Below are 16549 nucleotides of genomic sequence, written 5' to 3' on the forward strand. Positions count from 1 at the left end.
CGGAGGAATAAGTGGCCGTTTTGCCTTTAGGGTTGGAGATAACCGGCAGAAATGCGTAATTTTTGCTTATGAAAACCCGCATCACCTCATTCACCCTCCTGGTTGCCTGTTTACTGACCCTACCGCATACCTGGGCGCAGTCTGTTACGGCAAACCTCACCACCGCTTTTCAGAAATTTGAAGCTGACCCGCAGATGCAGAACGGCATCGCCTCGCTCTATGTGGTGGATGCCAAAACAGGACAGGTTGTATATGATCGCAATAGCAAAATCGGTCTGGCGCCAGCCTCTACCATGAAGCTCATCACCAGCATCAGCGCCTACGAATTGCTGGGCAAGTCCTACCGCTACGAAACGAAATTTGCCCTTCGCAAAAACGGCAAGCAGACTTCGCTCCTCATCCTACCGAGTGGTGATCCTACGCTGGGCAGCTGGCGCTGGCCTGTCACCAAAGAGGATGCCGTGCTAAAGGATATCGTCCGGGCCATGCAGCGTGCAGGTATAAAAACGGTGAGCGAGGTGGTAGTGAGTAATGAAGGCTGGAATGAAGAAACCGTGCCTGACGGCTGGATGTGGCAGGACATCGCCAATTATTACGGGGCTGGCGCAGCCAAGCTCAACTGGCGCGAAAACCAGTACGATGTCATCCTCAAGTCAGGCAAGCAGATTGGCGAGCCAGTTTCGATCGTAAAAACGGTACCAAACCTGAATGGCTATGGCTTGCGCTCCGAGCTAACTTCCGCCGCGGCGGGCACAGGAGACAATGCCTACATCTACTTCCCGGTGGGCACCAGCACGGCCGCTATCCGGGGCACCATACCTGTCAACGAAAGCAGTTTCAAGATTTCGGGCGCACTCCCTTCCGGCGCCAATCAGTTTGTGAGCATGCTGGCCGATACGCTCCGCACGCTCGGCATCAGCATGCCGCAGGAGGCTGTTTTGCAGCACAATGGTACGCCGCAGCAAGATTATACCTTCTTCCATACCGTCACCTCGCCGCCACTGGATAGCATCGTGTACTGGTTCAACCGCAAAAGCGTGAACCTGTACGGTGAAGCCCTGGCTAAAACAATCGCCTATACCGATGCCAGCACCAGCGATACCCGCCAGGGATTGAGCAAAATCCGGCAGCACTGGAAAAGCAAAGGAATAGCCGAATCCGAACTGGCCATGGTAGACGGCTCCGGGCTGTCTCCACTCAACCGGGTGACAACGCACGCCCAGGTGCAACTGCTGTTGCATGCCCGTCAGCAGCCATGGTATCCGGGTTTGCATGCCTCACTGCCCACATTCAACAGCATGAAGATGAAGAGCGGCACCATACGCGGCGTGAAAGGCTATACCGGTTATCACAAAGCCAAAGACGGACGGGAGTACCTGTTCTCTTTCGTGGTGAACAACTACAATGGCTCAGCCTCATCGCTTGTAAAGAAGATGTATGTGGTGCTGGATGAATTGAAGTAGGTATAGCCAGCCTGACAGGTGTAAAACAAAAGCCCCGACTATTGCCGGGGCTTTATTCATGTTAGGCGCAGGTGTAACCTTAGTTGTTGCGCTCCTTGTTTTTCATATCCGGATCCGTAATGGTGCTTGGATTCGGCTGGTTGTTGCGGAACTCCTTGTCGGTGCTGTCAGCGCCCCGGCTGGTCGTGGTAGAGTTGGCATTAGAGCCCTGCGGACTGTTTTGCTCGTTCGGGTTGTCTTTGCCTTGCTTGGCACCACCGCTGCTGCCTTCTCGACTTGGCTTGTTCTCGCCGCGGGTGTTGTCAGCGCCGCCTGCTACCGGTCCAGTCTGTTTGCCTTTGCCCAGGCCGCTCACGCCTTCGCCTTTTCTTGAATTCGGATCTTCGGAGATATTTCTATTATTGTCGCTCATGGTTTGTTTTCTTTTAGATAGAACATAAATAACCAACCCCGGAAATGCTCCAGGGTTAATCAGTTGTACGGACGAGGGCCGGTTTTAGGTTAGAAAATGGGGCAGGGACCTCACCGCTACGTTTCATTGTCAGCAGCCAGCAACTTTGTGCAAAATTCCGGTCGCATATAGCATAAGCCTATATAACACAGGAAGTTCTGGCAACGGAGAGCGGGCCGAACTTTCTTGCAAAAAGTGAGTTTAAGGAGAAGCAAACCGGAAACTAACCCTTCGGTCAGGCAATACAATCTCTTATGAAAACGCGCCCCCTCGTTAAGATCTTTCTGCTGATAATCGGACTGGCACTCACCCTGGTGGTGGTCGCTCAGTTTCTGCTGGCCCCGCTCTACCAGGAGAAGCTACCGGCCCTTATCAGAACGGCCTTGACCAAGGATCCCAACCTGGTGCTGGCGCCTTTTCAGTCAGATATCTCCAACTGGAAGAATTTTCCCTACCTGACCCTCACGCTCGACAATATTTCACTAAAGGATACCAGCGGTGCGCAGCCAGTGGAAGTGCTGGCCGTGCAGCATGCGGAGGTACTGGTGCCGGTAATGCAGTGGCCCTATGGCAGGCTTCGCATCAGCAAGGTATACCTCGACGGCCTCACCTTTCATCAGCAGGTAGACTCAATGGGCCACAAACGCAGCCTCGGCTTCGGCAAAGGAGAAAAGCAGGACGATGACTCGGGCGATTTCGAATTGAACATCCCGCAGCTCAGGATCAGGAACGCCCGCTTTTTGAGCGAAAACCAGTACAAGGAAAGCGCCTTTTCGATACAACTCCTTGACTCTGATCTGGCAGCAAAACTAAGTGATAGGGTCCTCAAAATAAGGGGCAAATTAGAGGGTAAGATCAACTACATCAGCAGCCGTGACCTGCGCCTTTTCGAGGACAGAAACTTTACGGCCGATGCGCGCTATACCTACGACCTGAACAAAAAGCTGGGAACAATTGAGGAGAGTAGGGCGGTCCTGAACGAAAATGAAGTGCTGATCTCGGGTACGCACCAAAAGACGACTAACGAACCGGGCTCTGAGCTGGACCTGCACTTTAAGGGAGAACAGCCTTTTTTCTTTCTGCTCAACCAAATGAATTCGGTCCGGTCTATCCCTTTGCTCCGGCAGGTGGAGAGCGAGGGCCGCGTAAAGCTGCACTACCACATTGCCGGCCACTCCGGGCCAACGAAACGCCCCAGAAACAAACTGCACTTTGCCTTGCAGGATGGTAAACTGCACTGGCCCACCAGCCGCATCACGCTGTCGCAAATCCAGGTGGCGGGGCAACTGGACAATGGGCCGAAGCATGCACCGGAGTCGAGTTCATTCACGCTGCATCGCGTGTCGGTGCGTACCGGCAACGACAGCCTGCAACTCAAAGCGAAGATCACAGACTTTACCAAACCCTTTGTGGATGCACATCTAAGCGGGAGCTATACCCTGGATAGCCTGGCAGACCTGATGCCCCCGGATTACCTCTCCCTACCCCGTGGTACGCTGGCCGGTGACGTGACCATCAAAGGGAACCTTCACGCTGTCGAGGATCGGTTACGAGAAGATGATTTGCAGTGGCAGGGGGCAATTCGCCTACAGGATGTGGGCTTTCAACCGGCAAAGCTCAACGTGCCCTTCACCAACCTGAATGGGGAGGCAAAACTGGCAGGCAATGAACTGCGCCTGCAAGGTATGGGAGGCAAAATGGGCGGACAGCCTTTTACGATAGACGGATCTGTGCGCGATGTGATGAACTACCTCCTGGGCCAGCAAAGCACCGTGGCAGTTAGAGGCGCCGTGAAACTGAAGCGGGTAGACACAGCCTGGCTAAAGCTGAAGCCTGACACTAAAACAAACGGGCAGCAAGCGGCCCCGGCAAATTCAGTCGTCGCCACCACGATCCTGCCTGAGTTTTTGAGGCTAAACATGCGCTTGGAATGTGAGCAGCTCAACCTGCAGACAGCACCCATTCAGAACATGCGGGCCAGGCTAAATAGTGACGGCAAGCGTCTCACGCTCTCCGATATTGGCCTGAATTCGCAAGGCATCACGGTAACAGGAAACGTAACGGCGCCGAACGACAATCGGAAGCTACATGATGCCAACATACAACTGGCCGCGCAGATGGACTCCCTGGACCTGACCAGCCTGCAGCAGGTCAATGCGATTGCCGGATCGGCGGGCAACGGAAATAAAACCGGACCTGCTGGCAATGCCGATGGGATGGCTTTTCTGACGCCGCTGCAAAAGGTACAGCTGTCCTTGCGCGTGAAGCACATTGACTTGCCCGGAGAAGAAGACCTGCAGCAGCTCTCCGTGCGCCTGGATAAAAACAAGAGCCACGTAACGATGCAGGCAATGCGCTTTAAGACAAGCAAAGGTGGTGCGGCCACCGCAAACGGGGGCTTCTACCTGATCAGTTCGAAACTGACCCGGCCATACCTGAACGTGAACCTGCAGTATGACTTTCTGGACCTGCAGGTCTTTATGCAAAACTTCGCGGCGCTGAAAACGCTGCTGCCCGCAGCTGAACCACAGGCTATGCCCGAGAAGGAAGAGAAAGAAAACGGCATGAGCAGTAAGCTGCGTGAGAAGGTGTACGATCTGGGTCTGCACGTAGAAGCGCAGGAACTGAAGTACCAATACCTGACGGGAAGCAACCTGCAGATAAAGGCTCGCATGAACCGGGAGCAGGCGCAGCTTGACAAGCTATACCTGCATGCCTTCGGAGGCAAGATATTCTCAAACGGCATGATGTACCTCGGCGAGGCTTCCGACACCATCCCCGTCAGGCTAAAGGCGCAGGTGCAGGACATCGACCTGGAACAATTGTTTGCAGTAGCCGAGCAAATGGAGCTGGATATGCTGGGAAGCCGGAATATAAAGGGCAAGGCAGACTGCAACCTGACAGTCTACACCAAACTGGACGGCACCTTTACGCCGAGTTTCGACCGGACAGTCGCCTATTCCAAGGCCTCTTTCCGGGGTATGGAGCTGATCGACATCAAGCCTATACAGGAAGCTCTGGGCTTCATGCGGAAAGAGCGAACCGAGCACCTGTTTTTCGAGGATGTGGATGCTGACTTTGTGCTCTATAAGAATAAGTTTGTCGCACCTGGTTTCAGCATGAATAACAACCTGTCGTCTTTTGACCTCAGGGGTTCTTATGTGATGCGAGGGAATGCCAGTCTGAGCCTGGACATCAACGTTTTCAGCATCCTTTTCGGAAACAACCAGCGCCGCATTGAGCAGATACAGGAAGATACGCTGTCGCTGAAGAACAGCCAGAGCAAACAGCACCTGCTGCTGGTGCGCGACCAGGACAAATACAAGGTGAAGCTCAGCAACCGACAGGAAAGAGAAGACATCACGCTTGTGTTGCGAAACGAGTTTCTGGATGTGTTGGAGCAGTACCAGATCGATACAGCTTTCACAGAAATCCAGTAGCCATACCTCTTAAATTCAATAGCTGCCTCAAAATCTTCCTGTTCGGATGGTGGGCAGGGGGCTGAGCTGGTCAGCTAACCTAAATGTTGTATTAATCGTTTATGGAAACATGTAATTATTTGCATAACAGTATGTTATGTGGATTTGGTGGTATCTGAATTAAAACACTCAAAAACTATGGAAAGATTTCTGGGACCCTACAGCCCGCAACTGTACGCTATCCTGCGCATTGTGGCCGGATTGATGTTTGCCATGCACGGCACCCAAAAGCTCTTTGGCTGGCCAGGCGACGGCAACACCGTGGAAATGGCCTCGCTGATGGGCTTTGCAGGTATATTGGAGCTCGTAACCGGACTCATGATCGCTTTCGGATTTCTGACGGGTACGGCGGCCTTTATTGCCAGTGGTCAGATGGCAGTGGCATTCTTTATGGCCCATGTGCCCCAGGGCTGGAACCCACTGCTCAACCAAGGGGAGAATGCGGTTCTCTACTGTTTTCTGTTCCTGTACATGGCTGCCCGGGGGGCAGGCATCTGGAGTGTTGACGCAGCGATAGGCAGGGGCGTGCGGCAGGAAGACAGGCGTGCAGCTATACCTGACAGATGGTAGGAGCTTGCGTATAAGCAGCTATGCTACGCTGGAAAGACATTCTCTACTACGCCAAATACAGCAATCCGGAGCCTCTCCACAAGGTTGAGAAAACGGAGGAGGAGTGGAGGCAGGTGCTGACACCGGCGCAGTATGCTGTGCTTCGAGAAAAAGGAACGGAGCCGCCTTACCGCAATGCCTACTGTCGAACCTACGAACCAGGCACCTATACCTGTGCAGCCTGTGGGCAGGTGCTATTTAACTCAACAGAAAAATACCACGCCATATCCGGCTGGCCCAGTTTCACACAGCCTGCCAGCCGTGGCGCCATTCGCTATACCTTCGACGACAGCCACCACATGCAGCGCATAGAGGCGCTATGCAATGTGTGTGACAGTCACCTGGGGCACGTTTTTAACGACGGCCCTCAGCCTGGCGGTTTGCGTTATTGCATCAACTCAGCTAGTTTAATCAGGCTCGATGCTGATTTGGAGCTACCATAAAGGCTTGTTCGGCTATACCTTATTTCAGCTATACCTTAGTTGCACTTGTTGTACTTCATCAGGTCCATGGCGTTGCGGTTACCCAGCTGATGTGCTTTGGTCAGGTCAGCGCAGGCTTTGGCCGTTTGCTTGAGGGCCATGTAGCAGTAGCCGCGCCCCAGAAATGCGCTCGGTGATTTTGCATCCAGTCTCAGGGCGCTGGTAAAGTCCTTTTCGCCGCCGGCATAATCTTTCAGTTTAATTTTCAGCTCACCCCGTTTTGTATACAACTCAGCACTCTTGCTGTTGAGACTGATCGCTTTGTTGTAATCTGCCAATGCTTCCTGTGTCTGTCCGTTTCGGGTATAGGCCGTGGCACGGTTGGCGTAGGCCTCGGAGCGTCCTTTGTCCAGGGCAATCACCTTTGTGAGGTCCTGTATGGCACCTGCTGTGTTCTCGCGCATATACCGGAGCAGCGCCCTGTTGAAATAGGCATCCGCGTGCCCCGGATCTAATTTCACTGTCGTGCTATAATCTGCCTCGGCCGCCATGTGCTGGGCCAGTTGCTCCTGTACCTGTCCTCTGTGGAAGTGTGCTTCCGCCAAAGTGGCATCAAGCTGAATGGCTTTATCGAAGTGACGTTTGGCTCCTTCAAAATCCCCGGAACCGTCACTCAGCTTACCCAGTTCCAGGTAGGCTGGGGCGGTGGGTACCAACTCAATGCTTCTTAAAAGGTGCTGCCTGGCAGGGGCGGTTTTATGGTCGAGGAGCAGGGCCAGGGCGGACTGGTAGTAAAGGTCGGCGTCCTGTGGCGCAATGCGGATCGCCTTGTCGTAATCGTACTGAGCACCTTCCATGTCTTTCAGATGCACCTTTACGAGCGCCCGGTTGCTGAACCCGTCTTTGCTGCCTGCGTTCAGCAATAGGGCCCGGTCGAGGTCCGTGAGGGCGGCCTGGTAGTTTTTGAGTTTCAGGTGGGCCAATCCGCGGTTGTAGAAAGGCTCGAAGGTGAAGCTGTCGCGTGTGATAACGATGGTGTAGGCTGCCACCGCTTCCTGGTAACGCCCCGCATCGAGGTGCTGGTCGGCTATGGTAAGCGGCGAGGGCCCCGGATCCTGTGCACTTGCTTGCAAAACGGAAAAGAAAAGAAGGAGGCTGAGTAGAATTCTTGTCATGCACGGTGGGTTAGTGCACAAAAATAATCAAAAGAACGACTTACGAATCCTTTTCTTCACAGCTTCTTCAGGGGCATTGTCTGTCTTTGTTCTGGATCAGTACATCCCGGACGATGTCCTGTGCTTCTTTCTCGTCCATGTCCAGAGCAGAATACAGGTAGTGTATCAACTCCTCCTCTTTTTCAGTCACCACACAATCTGACAGCACCAGTTGGATGGTATGGGCGAACAGGGTAGGGCGGTTCTCCTCGGATACCAGGTCGACCGAGTTGTCGATCAGTATTTTGCTACCTAGCTGCACGTGGGCATAGAACACATTCCGGCTGTAGGCCATGATATCGTGCCCTTCGAACAGTGTCCTATCGGCTAGGGTCTGCGCCATTTCGTCCAGTTCCTCGTCTGACACGTCGTCGTCCACGGCCACGCAGGCATGCATGATGGCAATCCAGGCTTCCTGCTCGTTTTGTGGGGTGAAGGTATAAGAATCCGGTATGTTCGTGCGACCAGTAGTGTTAAAAACGCCTTCCATGGGGTATCGGTTATTTTAGCTAATAAGTACTTGCAATAAGAGGCAATTGTTTTGTGACAGACCTTTGCAACCGTTCGTAGCAAGCACCTGTTTTATATCAAGGGCTCTGCATATGTTTTGATGGTGAAAATACGCCTGATCTGATGCACTTACTTCTGGCGAAGCACTTCCCTGACAGACTTCAGCACAAGGGGCCAGGCAGGCGATTGTGGAGCCACTAAGTCAAAATGACCGGCATTGGGAAGGAGCACCACCTCGGCAGCATCTCCCTTGCTTTTGGCGCTGCGCGCATAGGCTGTGGCCTGTTCGGTCGGCACAATCGGATCGAGCGCTCCCTGTACCAGGTATTGGCGTACTTTGAGCGGCTGCAAACGCATCGGCGAAGCATGTGCATATCGGTCGGGAACTTGCGCGGGCATGCCGCCCATTAGCTTGGGCACGGCGGCATTGCAGCTGCCTTCGGCTGTTGCGTAACTTTCCAGGTCGGCTATACCTGCCAGCGAAACCACTCCTTTTACTTTTAAAGGCTTTCGCACGTACAGCGCACTTTGGCGTGGCAGGTTTTTGCGTGCTGCCAGCCACAGGGCCAGATGTCCGCCTGCCGAATGCCCCAGCACCACCACCTGCTTCAGGTTAAGCGGGTATTGCTTCGCCATTGCTTTTAGATGGTCTGTACCCTGCGCCACATCCAGGAAAGTACCGGGCCAGCCTCCTCCGGCATCTCCCACACGTCGAAACTCAAGGTTCCAGGTGGCATATCCTGCCGCAGTCAGGGCGGCGCTCAGGTGAGCCATGTACTGCAGGTTGTACTGCGACAGCCAGCAGCCACCGTGCACCACGACCACCACCGGAAAAGGCCCATCACCCTCCGGAAGCCGTAACTCCCCGAACTGCAGGGAATCTGTGCCATAGGCCACGCGCATACCTGCGGCAGGGGCGGGGAGGGCTGCTATATCCTGCCATGTGACCAGTTTTGGTTTTTGATCTTGTGCTAAAAGGGTATGGCTGCAAAACAGGCAGAGCAATAGGGTGTATAACAGAGCGCGCATGTGCGAAAGGGGTTTATGGGTCAGCTGATCGGTAAAGATATACGAATCAGCAGGTTTTTTTAGAGCCTCAAAAGCAACTTGTCAATTTATGCAGACCATTGGTTTATTCTTTTTCTAACCTGGCCAGCACCCGTGCCAGTTCGCGCCGGAAAGCCAGGTTATCGTTCATGCCATTATGGCCCTGGCCTTTGAGCAGCACCACACTGTCGGTAGGCTTCAGGTGAGCTTTCAGCTTCTCTGAAGAGCCCGGGTAAATTATCTCGTCCTGCAGACCGTGAAAGAGAGCAACCGGGGCCGAGGTCTGCTGTACAAAGCGATAAGTGTCAAACTTATACTTCAGCAGGAAAGAGGGCACAAAAGGATACAAGCTCTGCATCAGGTCACCCAGACTGTAGTAGGGAGCCTGCAGGATCAGGAGTTTGGGCTTATTTTCGGCAGCCAGTTTCGCAGCGGCAGCTGTACCAATAGAATAGCCAGCCACCACGATCCGCTCTTCGCTATACCTGTCTTTTAAGGCATCGTAAGCCGCCTGCACGTCTACATAAAACTGTGCCTCGCTCTGGATGTTGCCCTCGCTTTTGCCATACCCGCGGTAGTCCAACACAAACACATCGTAGCGCAGGTCAGTGTACGTTTCGTGCACCCAGCCCCAGGAGTCTACGGAGCCGGCATTTCCGTGTAAGTAAAACACGAGCCCCTTCGGGTCAGGTACTTTAAAGAGCACACCGTGCAGCCTGGTGCCATCGTTAGCAGGTATAAAGAGCTCTTCGAAGTCCTGTCTGAACCCGAAACGGTGGTCAGCGGGGAGCTTCTCCGGAAAAAAGATCAGGTTCTCCTGCTGAAACGATAAAAAGCCCATAAGTAACAGGTATAAAGAAACCAGTGTAATCCCAATGCCAAATACGGTCTTCAAGTGCTCTTAACTTAGGTATGGGAGCTGCCTACTTTCGCAACGCCGCTTTGTCTTTTCGTTTGTTGATGCTGAAACGGATGGTCTTCTCAATGGTCACGATAATCAGCAGCACCAAACCGGCACCGAAGATGCGCAGCAGTTGCATCGCATCCAGCGGGGCGGAACCGAACAACGTGTTCATGACCGGCAGGTAGATGAAGAGCGCCTGAAAAAAGAACATGGCCGCGATGCCGTAATACACCCACAGGTTGCTGAAAAAGCCGATCTCGCGCATAGGGCGCACCAGGGAGCGGCAACTCAGTAAGTAGAAAGACTCGAGCACCACGAACACCGTCGTCGCCACGGTTCGGGCTTCTGCCACTTCAGTGCCCAGGATCCGGCGCTCGTACAGGTATAGTCCAAAGGCGGCGATCAGCAAAAGCGTACCCACCAGCAAAGTGCGCATGATCAGGTCTTTTGTCAGGATGGGTTCATTGGTGGGTCGTGGCGGACGGTCCATGATGCCCGGTTCCTTCGGCTCAAAAGCCAGCGTAAGACCCAGCAATACCGCCGTGGTCATGTTGATCCAGAGCAGCTGCACCGGCTGCACCGGGAGCTGGGTTCCGAAAATGACGGCGGCGATAATGACCAGTCCCTCTCCCAGGTTGGTAGGCAGTGTCCAGACAATGAACTTGGTCAGGTTGTCAAACACACTGCGGCCTTCTTCCACAGCTTCCTCTATAGAGGAGAAGTTGTCGTCGGTAAGCACCATGTCGGAGGCGTCTTTTGCTACATCTGTTCCGGTGATGCCCATGGCGATGCCGATGTTGGCCTGCTTCAGAGCCGGGCCGTCGTTCACACCGTCGCCGGTCATGGCCACCACATGGTTGCGGGCCTGCAGGGCTTTCACGAGGCGCAGTTTCTGTTCGGGAGCTACGCGGGCAAACACGGCTGTTTTTTCGGCAATCTCCTCCAGTTCCTTGTCTTCGATCTGCTGCAGTTCTTTCCCGGTAATGGCCTTGAGCTTGCCGTTCTCCCAGATTCCTTCCAGCCCGATCTGGCTGGCAATGGCGGATGCGGTCGCGGCATGGTCACCGGTGATCATTTTCACGTCTATACCTGCCTGCCGGCACAGTTTCACAGCCTCCATTGCTTCCTTGCGCGGCGGATCGATCATACCCTGCAATCCGATAAACACCAGGCCGGAGCGTGTCTTGTCGTGGTCTATGCTATCCAGCCCGTCTGCTTCGGCCGTCCCGAACGCCAGCACACGCAGGCCTTCGCCCGCCATCTGTTCTACCTGTTTGTTAATGCCTTCTGTATCCAGAGGACCAGTCTGGCCATCGGGCAGCAGCATGCGCTCGCTCCTTTCCAATACAGCCTCCACGGAGCCTTTGAGGTAAATGACACGCTGCTCCCCGTCGTGGAGGGTCGCCATGTACTGGTGCTCCGACTCGAAAGGTATAGCATCTTTTCGGGGCATTACTTGTTCGAGCTTGCTGCGGTCGAACCCGGCCTTCTGCGCGGCCACCACCAAGGCTCCCTCAGTCGGGTCGCCTTCAATAGACCACTGGCCTTCCTTTTCCTTCACCGAGCTGTCGTTGCAGAGCAGTCCCGCGATCAGGAGCTGCTCCAGCGCCTTGTTCGTGCTCAGGTCAGCCTGCTGTTCTTTGTCCTGTATCTGGCCATCCGGACGGTAGCCCAGACCGCTCACACCGTATACCTTGCTGCCGGCCACGATCTGCTGCACCGTCATTTGGTTTTCGGTCAGGGTGCCTGTTTTGTCAGAGCAGATCACGTTGGTGCTGCCCAATGTTTCTACTGCTACCAGCTTGCGGATAATAGCCCTGCGCTTGGCCATTTTAGACACGCCCAGAGCCAGCATAATGGTAACCGCAACGGGCAGGCCCTCAGGTATGGCACCTACGGCAAGCGCCACGGCTACCATAAAGGTATCGCCCCAGTCCTGTCCGCGCATCACACCGATGGCAAACACAATGGCCGCCAGCCCCAGAATAACCCAAAGCAGCAACCGGCTGAATTCCTCTATCTTGATGGTGAGCGGGGTTTCCAGGGTCTGCGCACTCGAGATCGACGCCTGTATCTTACCCACCTCCGTTCTGTCGCCTGTGCCCACGACCACACCAGTTGCCTGCCCGTAGGTTACGACCGTGGAGGCGAAGCCCATGGAGAAGCGGTCGCCCAGCACGTCGTCAGCCGCCACGGGCGCAGCTTTTTTCTCCACTGCCACAGATTCGCCCGTCAGTGCCGATTCGTCTACTTTGATGTCGCGCACATGCACGAGCCGCACATCTGCGGGAAACTTGTCACCGGACTGTACCAGCACAATGTCACCGGGCACGAGTTCCTGTGCGTTGATGTTGTGCTTGCTGCCATTGCGGATCACCTGCGCCTTCGCTGTCATGCTACGCGACAGGGCGTCGATGGCGGCCAGGGCTTTGGTTTCCTGTATGTACCCAATAATGGCGTTGATGAACACAACTCCAAAGATCACAGCAGAATCTGTGTACTCCTCCAGAAAGAGGGTAACGACTGTAGCTACCAGCAGAATATAGATCAGGGGTTGGTGAAATTGCAGCAGGAAACGAACGAGGGCGCTCTGTTGCTTTTTGGGCGTCATGACATTGCGCCCATACTTTTCCTGGCGCTTTTGTACCTCTTCGTCGGTCAACCCTTTTTTTGGTGATACCTCCAGCAGTTCCAGTGCCTCCTGTGCGTCCAGGCTATGCCAGTCGAGTTGCTGATCGGGTTTCAGAGGGCTTTTGCTTACTCTTTTCTGTTCGGTTACACTCATATCAGTTTGATGTTCTCGTTCATACCTGCGGGGCAGCATAATGCGGTCGCAGGCTGTTTTAATTCCAATACAAGGTGAGTATCTGAATCACGAAAGCAGGCGGTATTCTGTAGGTAATACGGGTATTTACTGTGTCAGGTAGGCAATGTCTACGGCGTGGTAAGAGCCTGTCGCGAAAGAGGCCTTATCGGACCTTAGCCTAATGACCAGCTCGGCAACTTCCTCTGGCTCGCCCAGCCGTCCAGTTACCAGCGCCACTTTGCCACAGAACAGTTTCTTCTTTTTCAGATATCACCCCGCTCACGGTTTTATTTATTCTGGAATTATAGGTTCACTGTCTGACAAATTTCGTAAGACCGAAAGGCTCTTTTTATGACACTTGTCATTTCTGAGAGAAACATATATCAGTTATGCAATAATATGCTTTTTAGCTTCCGCATAATAATGAAATCGTATGCTGAATGTAGTACATTTGAAGCGCAGCACCTTGCCAGCCCTGTCTGCGGCCGGTATAGCCGGTCTAGCGAAACCATAGCCGGTTACGGTTAAAAATGCTGCTGCATCGGGTCCTTTACGTTTGAGGTATCATGTCAATGAAACGCAATTTGCAACTGCTACTGCTGCTGGTTTTTTTCTCCTCATGTGGAGGCCAACAGGAAACAACACAGCCGGCCGTGGAAGATATTTCGGAAGCCGTGTACGCTTCCGGCCTCGTGAAAAGCCGCAACCAGTACCAGGTATACCCGATCGTGAGCGGCATCATTGAAGAGATACTCGTGACGGAGGGAGATACCGTGCGGCGGGGCGAAACGCTCGTCCGCATTAGCAACCAGGCTGCCCAACTGAATACAGAGAATGCCCGCCTGGCTGCAGAATACGCCCGTGTCGGAGCAAATTCCGAAAAACTGACTGAGCTGCAGGAGGCGATCGACCTGGCCCGCAGTCGCATGCAGAACGACTCGCTGCTACTAGTACGGCAGCGCAACCTGTGGGCCAACCAGATCGGCACCCGGGTGGAGTTGGAGCAGCGCGAACTAGCCTACAAAAACGCCCAGACAGCCTACCGCTCAGCCCGCCTGCGCTACAACGACCTCAAAAAGCAACTCGACTTTGCCGCCCTCCAGTCTCAGAAAAACCTGCAGATCAGCCAGACCCTGCGCGACGACTATCACGTGAAAAGCGAAACAGACGGCAAGGTATACAGCATGCTCCGCGAAAAGGGGGAACTGGTGAGTCCGCAGGTGCCGATTGCGGTGGTGGGCGATGCCAATGAATTTATACTGGAGCTGCAGGTAGACGAATACGACATTGCCCGTGTGAAGCCAGGCCAGCAGGTTCTGCTTAACCTCGATAGCTACAGAGGGCAGGTGTTTGAGGGGCGCATCACCAAGATCAACCCGGCCATGAACGAGCGCACCCGTTCCTTTACCGTGGAGGCAGAGTTTGTGACCATGCCCGACGCGCTTTATCCCAATCTGACTACCGAGGCCAACATCATCATCCAGGCTAAAAAGAATGCCTTGACCATCCCCCGGGAGTACCTGGTGGACGGTGCCTACGTGCTGAAGGATAAAGATGAGCGTGTGCCTGTGAAGGTCGGGCTGAAAGATTACCAGAAAGTGGAGATAGTGGAGGGATTGTCCAAAGAAGATGTGCTTGTGAAGCCTTAGCGATGAATGTTAAACTCATATTCAGCATAGCGAAATCCATGCTACTGGCCCGCTGGCGGCAGACGCTGGTGGCTGCCGTTGGGGTAACCTTCAGCATCGCGATGTTCATCACCCTGCTCGGTTTCATGAATGGCCTCAACGACCTGCTCGATGGCCTCATCCTAAACCGAACGCCCCATGTACGGCTCTATAACGAGATTAAGCCCAGCGAGAACCAGCCGGTTAATGTAGCCGGGCAGTACAAGGATTCCTACAATTTCATCAGCTCCGTAAAAGCCGGCGTCACCCGGCAGGAGATCTACAACAGCGGTCCAATTCTGCAGGCCGTGAAAGCCGACGAACGAGTATTGGGCGCCACCCCTAAGCTCCTTGCGCAGGTTTTTTTTAACGAGGGTACGATTGATATTACCGGCGTGATCAATGGGGTGGACGTGGAGGAGGAGAGCCGCCTGTTCAACTTTCAGGATTATGTGACAGCGGGAGATCCCATCGATGCCAAAAACGTGGCCAACAGCATTATACTGGGCAAGGGTTTGGCCGAAATACTGGTGGCCGATATAGGTGATGTGGTGCAGGTGACGACAGCACAGGGCGAGCGTTTTCCGCTGAAAGTAGTCGGGTATTTTCAATCAGGTATACAGGAGATCGACAAGGTGCAAAGCTACGCCTCCATTGCGACTACCCAAAAACTGCTCGGCAAGCCAGCCAATTACATGACTGACATCCAGGTAAAGCTCCATGACCTGGAGCAGGCCCCGGCCGTTTCCAGGGAGTATGCGCAGCTTTTCCAGGTTGATGCCGAAGACATACAAACGGCCAACGCGCAGTTTGAGACAGGCAGCAGTGTGCGCTCGCTCATCTCGTATGCGGTGGGCATTACACTGTTGATCGTGGCGGGCTTCGGCATTTTCAACATCCTCAACATGATGATCTACGAGAAGATGGACTCCATCGCTATCCTCAAGGCCACCGGCTTTTCTGGTCGTGATGTGAACCTGGTTTTTCTGGTCATCGCTATGAGCATCGGCTTGTTTGGCGGTTTGCTGGGACTGGTTTTCGGCTTCGTGTTCTCGCTCATCATCGACAACATCCCATTTAACACGTCTGCCTTGCCTACCATCAAAACCTATCCGGTTAACTATGATCCGGTATTCTATTTTATCGGCGGTACTTTTTCACTGATCACGACCTACTTCGCCGGTTTCTTCCCGGCCCGCAAGGCGAGCAAGGTGGACCCTGTTGAGATCATCAGGGGCAAATAGGTAAAGGTATGAAAGGCAGCAACGAAAAGATGCAGGAAGTTATACTCGAAGCGAGGGGGATCAACAAGGCGTTTCACGACCCCGTGACGGTGCAGGTGCTCCGCGATATCACGTTCACAGTAAACAAAGGGGAATTCGTGTCGGTGATCGGCAAGTCGGGCTGCGGCAAGTCCACGCTCCTCTACATCCTCTCCACCATGGACACCGACTATACCGGCGAGCTATTTATCGACAAGGAACTGATGTCCGGGCGCCCCGATCCTGAACTGGCCCGCATCCGCAACGAGAAGATCGGCTTCGTGTTCCAGTTTCACTACCTGCTTAACGAATTTACGGTGCTGCGCAACGTCATGTTGCCTGGCCTGAAACTGGGCAGGTATAGCGAGCAGGAAGTAGAGCACCGTGCCATGGAGCGACTCAAAATGCTGGGGATAGATCACTTGGCCAAGCAGTCGGCCTACCGCATTTCGGGAGGGGAGAAGCAGCGGGTCGCCATTGCCCGCGCCCTCATCAACGATCCACACGTCATCATGGGCGACGAGCCCACCGGCAACCTAGACAAGCGCAACAGCGATATCGTGTTCAACATCTTCAAAGAACTTACCGAGGAGCACAACCAAACCCTGCTCATTGTTACACACGACACAGAATTTGCCGAAAACAGCCACCGTATCATTGAAATGGAGGATGGGCGGATCATCCGAATCTGATTAAACCCGTCATAACACCAACC

14 protein-coding genes are annotated in these 16549 nt (G+C 54.0%); 7 read left to right on the forward strand and 7 right to left on the reverse strand.

Going from position 1 to position 16549, the window contains the following annotated elements:
- Positions 1–68: 68 nt before the first annotated feature.
- Positions 69–1463 (forward strand): D-alanyl-D-alanine carboxypeptidase/D-alanyl-D-alanine endopeptidase, encoded by a 1395-nt coding sequence (gene dacB, locus C8E01_RS14590; RefSeq protein WP_116544191.1) that lies wholly within the window; start codon positions 69–71, stop codon positions 1461–1463.
- A gap of 79 nt (positions 1464–1542) precedes the next feature.
- Here the strand turns inward: dacB and C8E01_RS14595 are convergent, their stop codons facing one another.
- On the reverse strand, positions 1543–1875 hold the full coding sequence (locus tag C8E01_RS14595) for a hypothetical protein (RefSeq protein WP_116544192.1): 333 nt from the start codon (positions 1873–1875) through the stop codon (positions 1543–1545).
- A 293-nt stretch (positions 1876–2168) separates the two neighbouring features.
- Between C8E01_RS14595 and C8E01_RS14600 the strand changes: the two genes are divergently transcribed.
- The 3 genes from C8E01_RS14600 to msrB all read left to right on the forward strand — a co-directional run bounded on the left by C8E01_RS14600 (position 2169) and on the right by msrB (position 6445).
- Positions 2169–5354, forward strand: coding sequence for an AsmA family protein (locus C8E01_RS14600; protein ID WP_116544193.1), 3186 nt, complete (start codon positions 2169–2171; stop codon positions 5352–5354).
- A 177-nt stretch (positions 5355–5531) separates the two neighbouring features.
- Complete coding sequence (locus tag C8E01_RS14605) at positions 5532–5963, forward strand: DoxX family protein (protein ID WP_116544194.1); 432 nt, start codon at positions 5532–5534, stop codon at positions 5961–5963.
- Positions 5964–5983: 20 nt separating this feature from the next.
- Positions 5984–6445 carry a peptide-methionine (R)-S-oxide reductase MsrB gene (gene msrB, locus C8E01_RS14610; RefSeq protein WP_116544195.1) on the forward strand — a complete coding sequence of 154 codons (462 nt, stop codon included), beginning with the start codon at positions 5984–5986 and terminating at the stop codon, positions 6443–6445.
- A gap of 35 nt (positions 6446–6480) precedes the next feature.
- On the opposite strand, the gene C8E01_RS14615 is transcribed toward msrB, so the two are convergent.
- From C8E01_RS14615 to C8E01_RS14640, 6 genes are all read right to left on the reverse strand, one after another.
- Positions 6481–7599, reverse strand: a complete 1119-nt coding sequence (locus tag C8E01_RS14615) for a tetratricopeptide repeat protein (protein ID WP_116544196.1) — start codon at positions 7597–7599, stop codon at positions 6481–6483.
- 67 nt (positions 7600–7666) lie between these two features.
- On the reverse strand, positions 7667–8128 hold the full coding sequence (locus tag C8E01_RS14620) for a tellurite resistance TerB family protein (protein WP_116544197.1): 462 nt from the start codon (positions 8126–8128) through the stop codon (positions 7667–7669).
- A 149-nt stretch (positions 8129–8277) separates the two neighbouring features.
- Positions 8278–9177 (reverse strand): alpha/beta hydrolase family protein, encoded by a 900-nt coding sequence (locus C8E01_RS14625; RefSeq protein ID WP_243409595.1) that lies wholly within the window; start codon positions 9175–9177, stop codon positions 8278–8280.
- A 103-nt stretch (positions 9178–9280) separates the two neighbouring features.
- A complete protein-coding gene (locus C8E01_RS14630) occupies positions 9281–10036 on the reverse strand; it encodes an alpha/beta hydrolase (RefSeq protein ID WP_116544199.1) in 756 nt (251 codons plus the stop codon).
- A gap of 82 nt (positions 10037–10118) precedes the next feature.
- Entirely contained in the window at positions 10119–12884 is a 2766-nt protein-coding gene (locus C8E01_RS14635) for a cation-transporting P-type ATPase (protein ID WP_116544272.1), read from the reverse strand.
- Positions 12885–13010: 126 nt separating this feature from the next.
- Positions 13011–13142 (reverse strand): hypothetical protein, encoded by a 132-nt coding sequence (locus C8E01_RS14640; protein ID WP_317046913.1) that lies wholly within the window; start codon positions 13140–13142, stop codon positions 13011–13013.
- Between the two features lie 335 nt (positions 13143–13477).
- Here C8E01_RS14640 and C8E01_RS14645 point away from each other — a divergent pair, with 335 nt between their 5' ends.
- Genes C8E01_RS14645 through C8E01_RS14655 form a run of 3 tightly spaced genes read left to right on the forward strand, consistent with a single transcriptional unit; the run spans position 13478 to position 16526 of the window.
- Positions 13478–14554, forward strand: a complete 1077-nt coding sequence (locus C8E01_RS14645) for an efflux RND transporter periplasmic adaptor subunit (protein ID WP_165820656.1) — start codon at positions 13478–13480, stop codon at positions 14552–14554.
- Between the two features lie 2 nt (positions 14555–14556).
- Positions 14557–15816 (forward strand): ABC transporter permease, encoded by a 1260-nt coding sequence (locus tag C8E01_RS14650; protein ID WP_116544200.1) that lies wholly within the window; start codon positions 14557–14559, stop codon positions 15814–15816.
- A gap of 29 nt (positions 15817–15845) precedes the next feature.
- Positions 15846–16526, forward strand: a complete 681-nt coding sequence (locus C8E01_RS14655) for an ABC transporter ATP-binding protein (protein WP_116544274.1) — start codon at positions 15846–15848, stop codon at positions 16524–16526.
- The last annotated feature ends 23 nt before the right edge of the window (positions 16527–16549 follow it).

Origin of the sequence: Pontibacter virosus, from assembly GCF_003096355.1 — a bacterium.
Lineage (GTDB): Bacteria > Bacteroidota > Bacteroidia > Cytophagales > Hymenobacteraceae > Pontibacter > Pontibacter virosus.

What these genes read in the sequence shown, in the direction of transcription:
- C8E01_RS14635 (WP_116544272.1), bottom strand. Translation starts at nt 12,884, where the DNA reads ATGAGTGTAACCGAACAGAAAAGAGTAAGCAAAAGCCCTCTGAAACCC.
- C8E01_RS14645 (WP_165820656.1), top strand. Translation starts at nt 13,478, where the DNA reads ATGAAACGCAATTTGCAACTGCTACTGCTGCTGGTTTTTTTCTCCTCA.
- dacB (WP_116544191.1), top strand. Translation starts at nt 69, where the DNA reads ATGAAAACCCGCATCACCTCATTCACCCTCCTGGTTGCCTGTTTACTG.
- C8E01_RS14595 (WP_116544192.1), bottom strand. Translation starts at nt 1,875, where the DNA reads ATGAGCGACAATAATAGAAATATCTCCGAAGATCCGAATTCAAGAAAA.
- C8E01_RS14620 (WP_116544197.1), bottom strand. Translation starts at nt 8,128, where the DNA reads ATGGAAGGCGTTTTTAACACTACTGGTCGCACGAACATACCGGATTCT.
- C8E01_RS14600 (WP_116544193.1), top strand. Translation starts at nt 2,169, where the DNA reads ATGAAAACGCGCCCCCTCGTTAAGATCTTTCTGCTGATAATCGGACTG.
- C8E01_RS14650 (WP_116544200.1), top strand. Translation starts at nt 14,557, where the DNA reads ATGAATGTTAAACTCATATTCAGCATAGCGAAATCCATGCTACTGGCC.
- C8E01_RS14615 (WP_116544196.1), bottom strand. Translation starts at nt 7,599, where the DNA reads ATGACAAGAATTCTACTCAGCCTCCTTCTTTTCTTTTCCGTTTTGCAA.
- C8E01_RS14625 (WP_243409595.1), bottom strand. Translation starts at nt 9,177, where the DNA reads ATGCGCGCTCTGTTATACACCCTATTGCTCTGCCTGTTTTGCAGCCAT.
- msrB (WP_116544195.1), top strand. Translation starts at nt 5,984, where the DNA reads ATGCTACGCTGGAAAGACATTCTCTACTACGCCAAATACAGCAATCCG.
- C8E01_RS14655 (WP_116544274.1), top strand. Translation starts at nt 15,846, where the DNA reads ATGCAGGAAGTTATACTCGAAGCGAGGGGGATCAACAAGGCGTTTCAC.
- C8E01_RS14605 (WP_116544194.1), top strand. Translation starts at nt 5,532, where the DNA reads ATGGAAAGATTTCTGGGACCCTACAGCCCGCAACTGTACGCTATCCTG.
- C8E01_RS14630 (WP_116544199.1), bottom strand. Translation starts at nt 10,036, where the DNA reads ATGGGCTTTTTATCGTTTCAGCAGGAGAACCTGATCTTTTTTCCGGAG.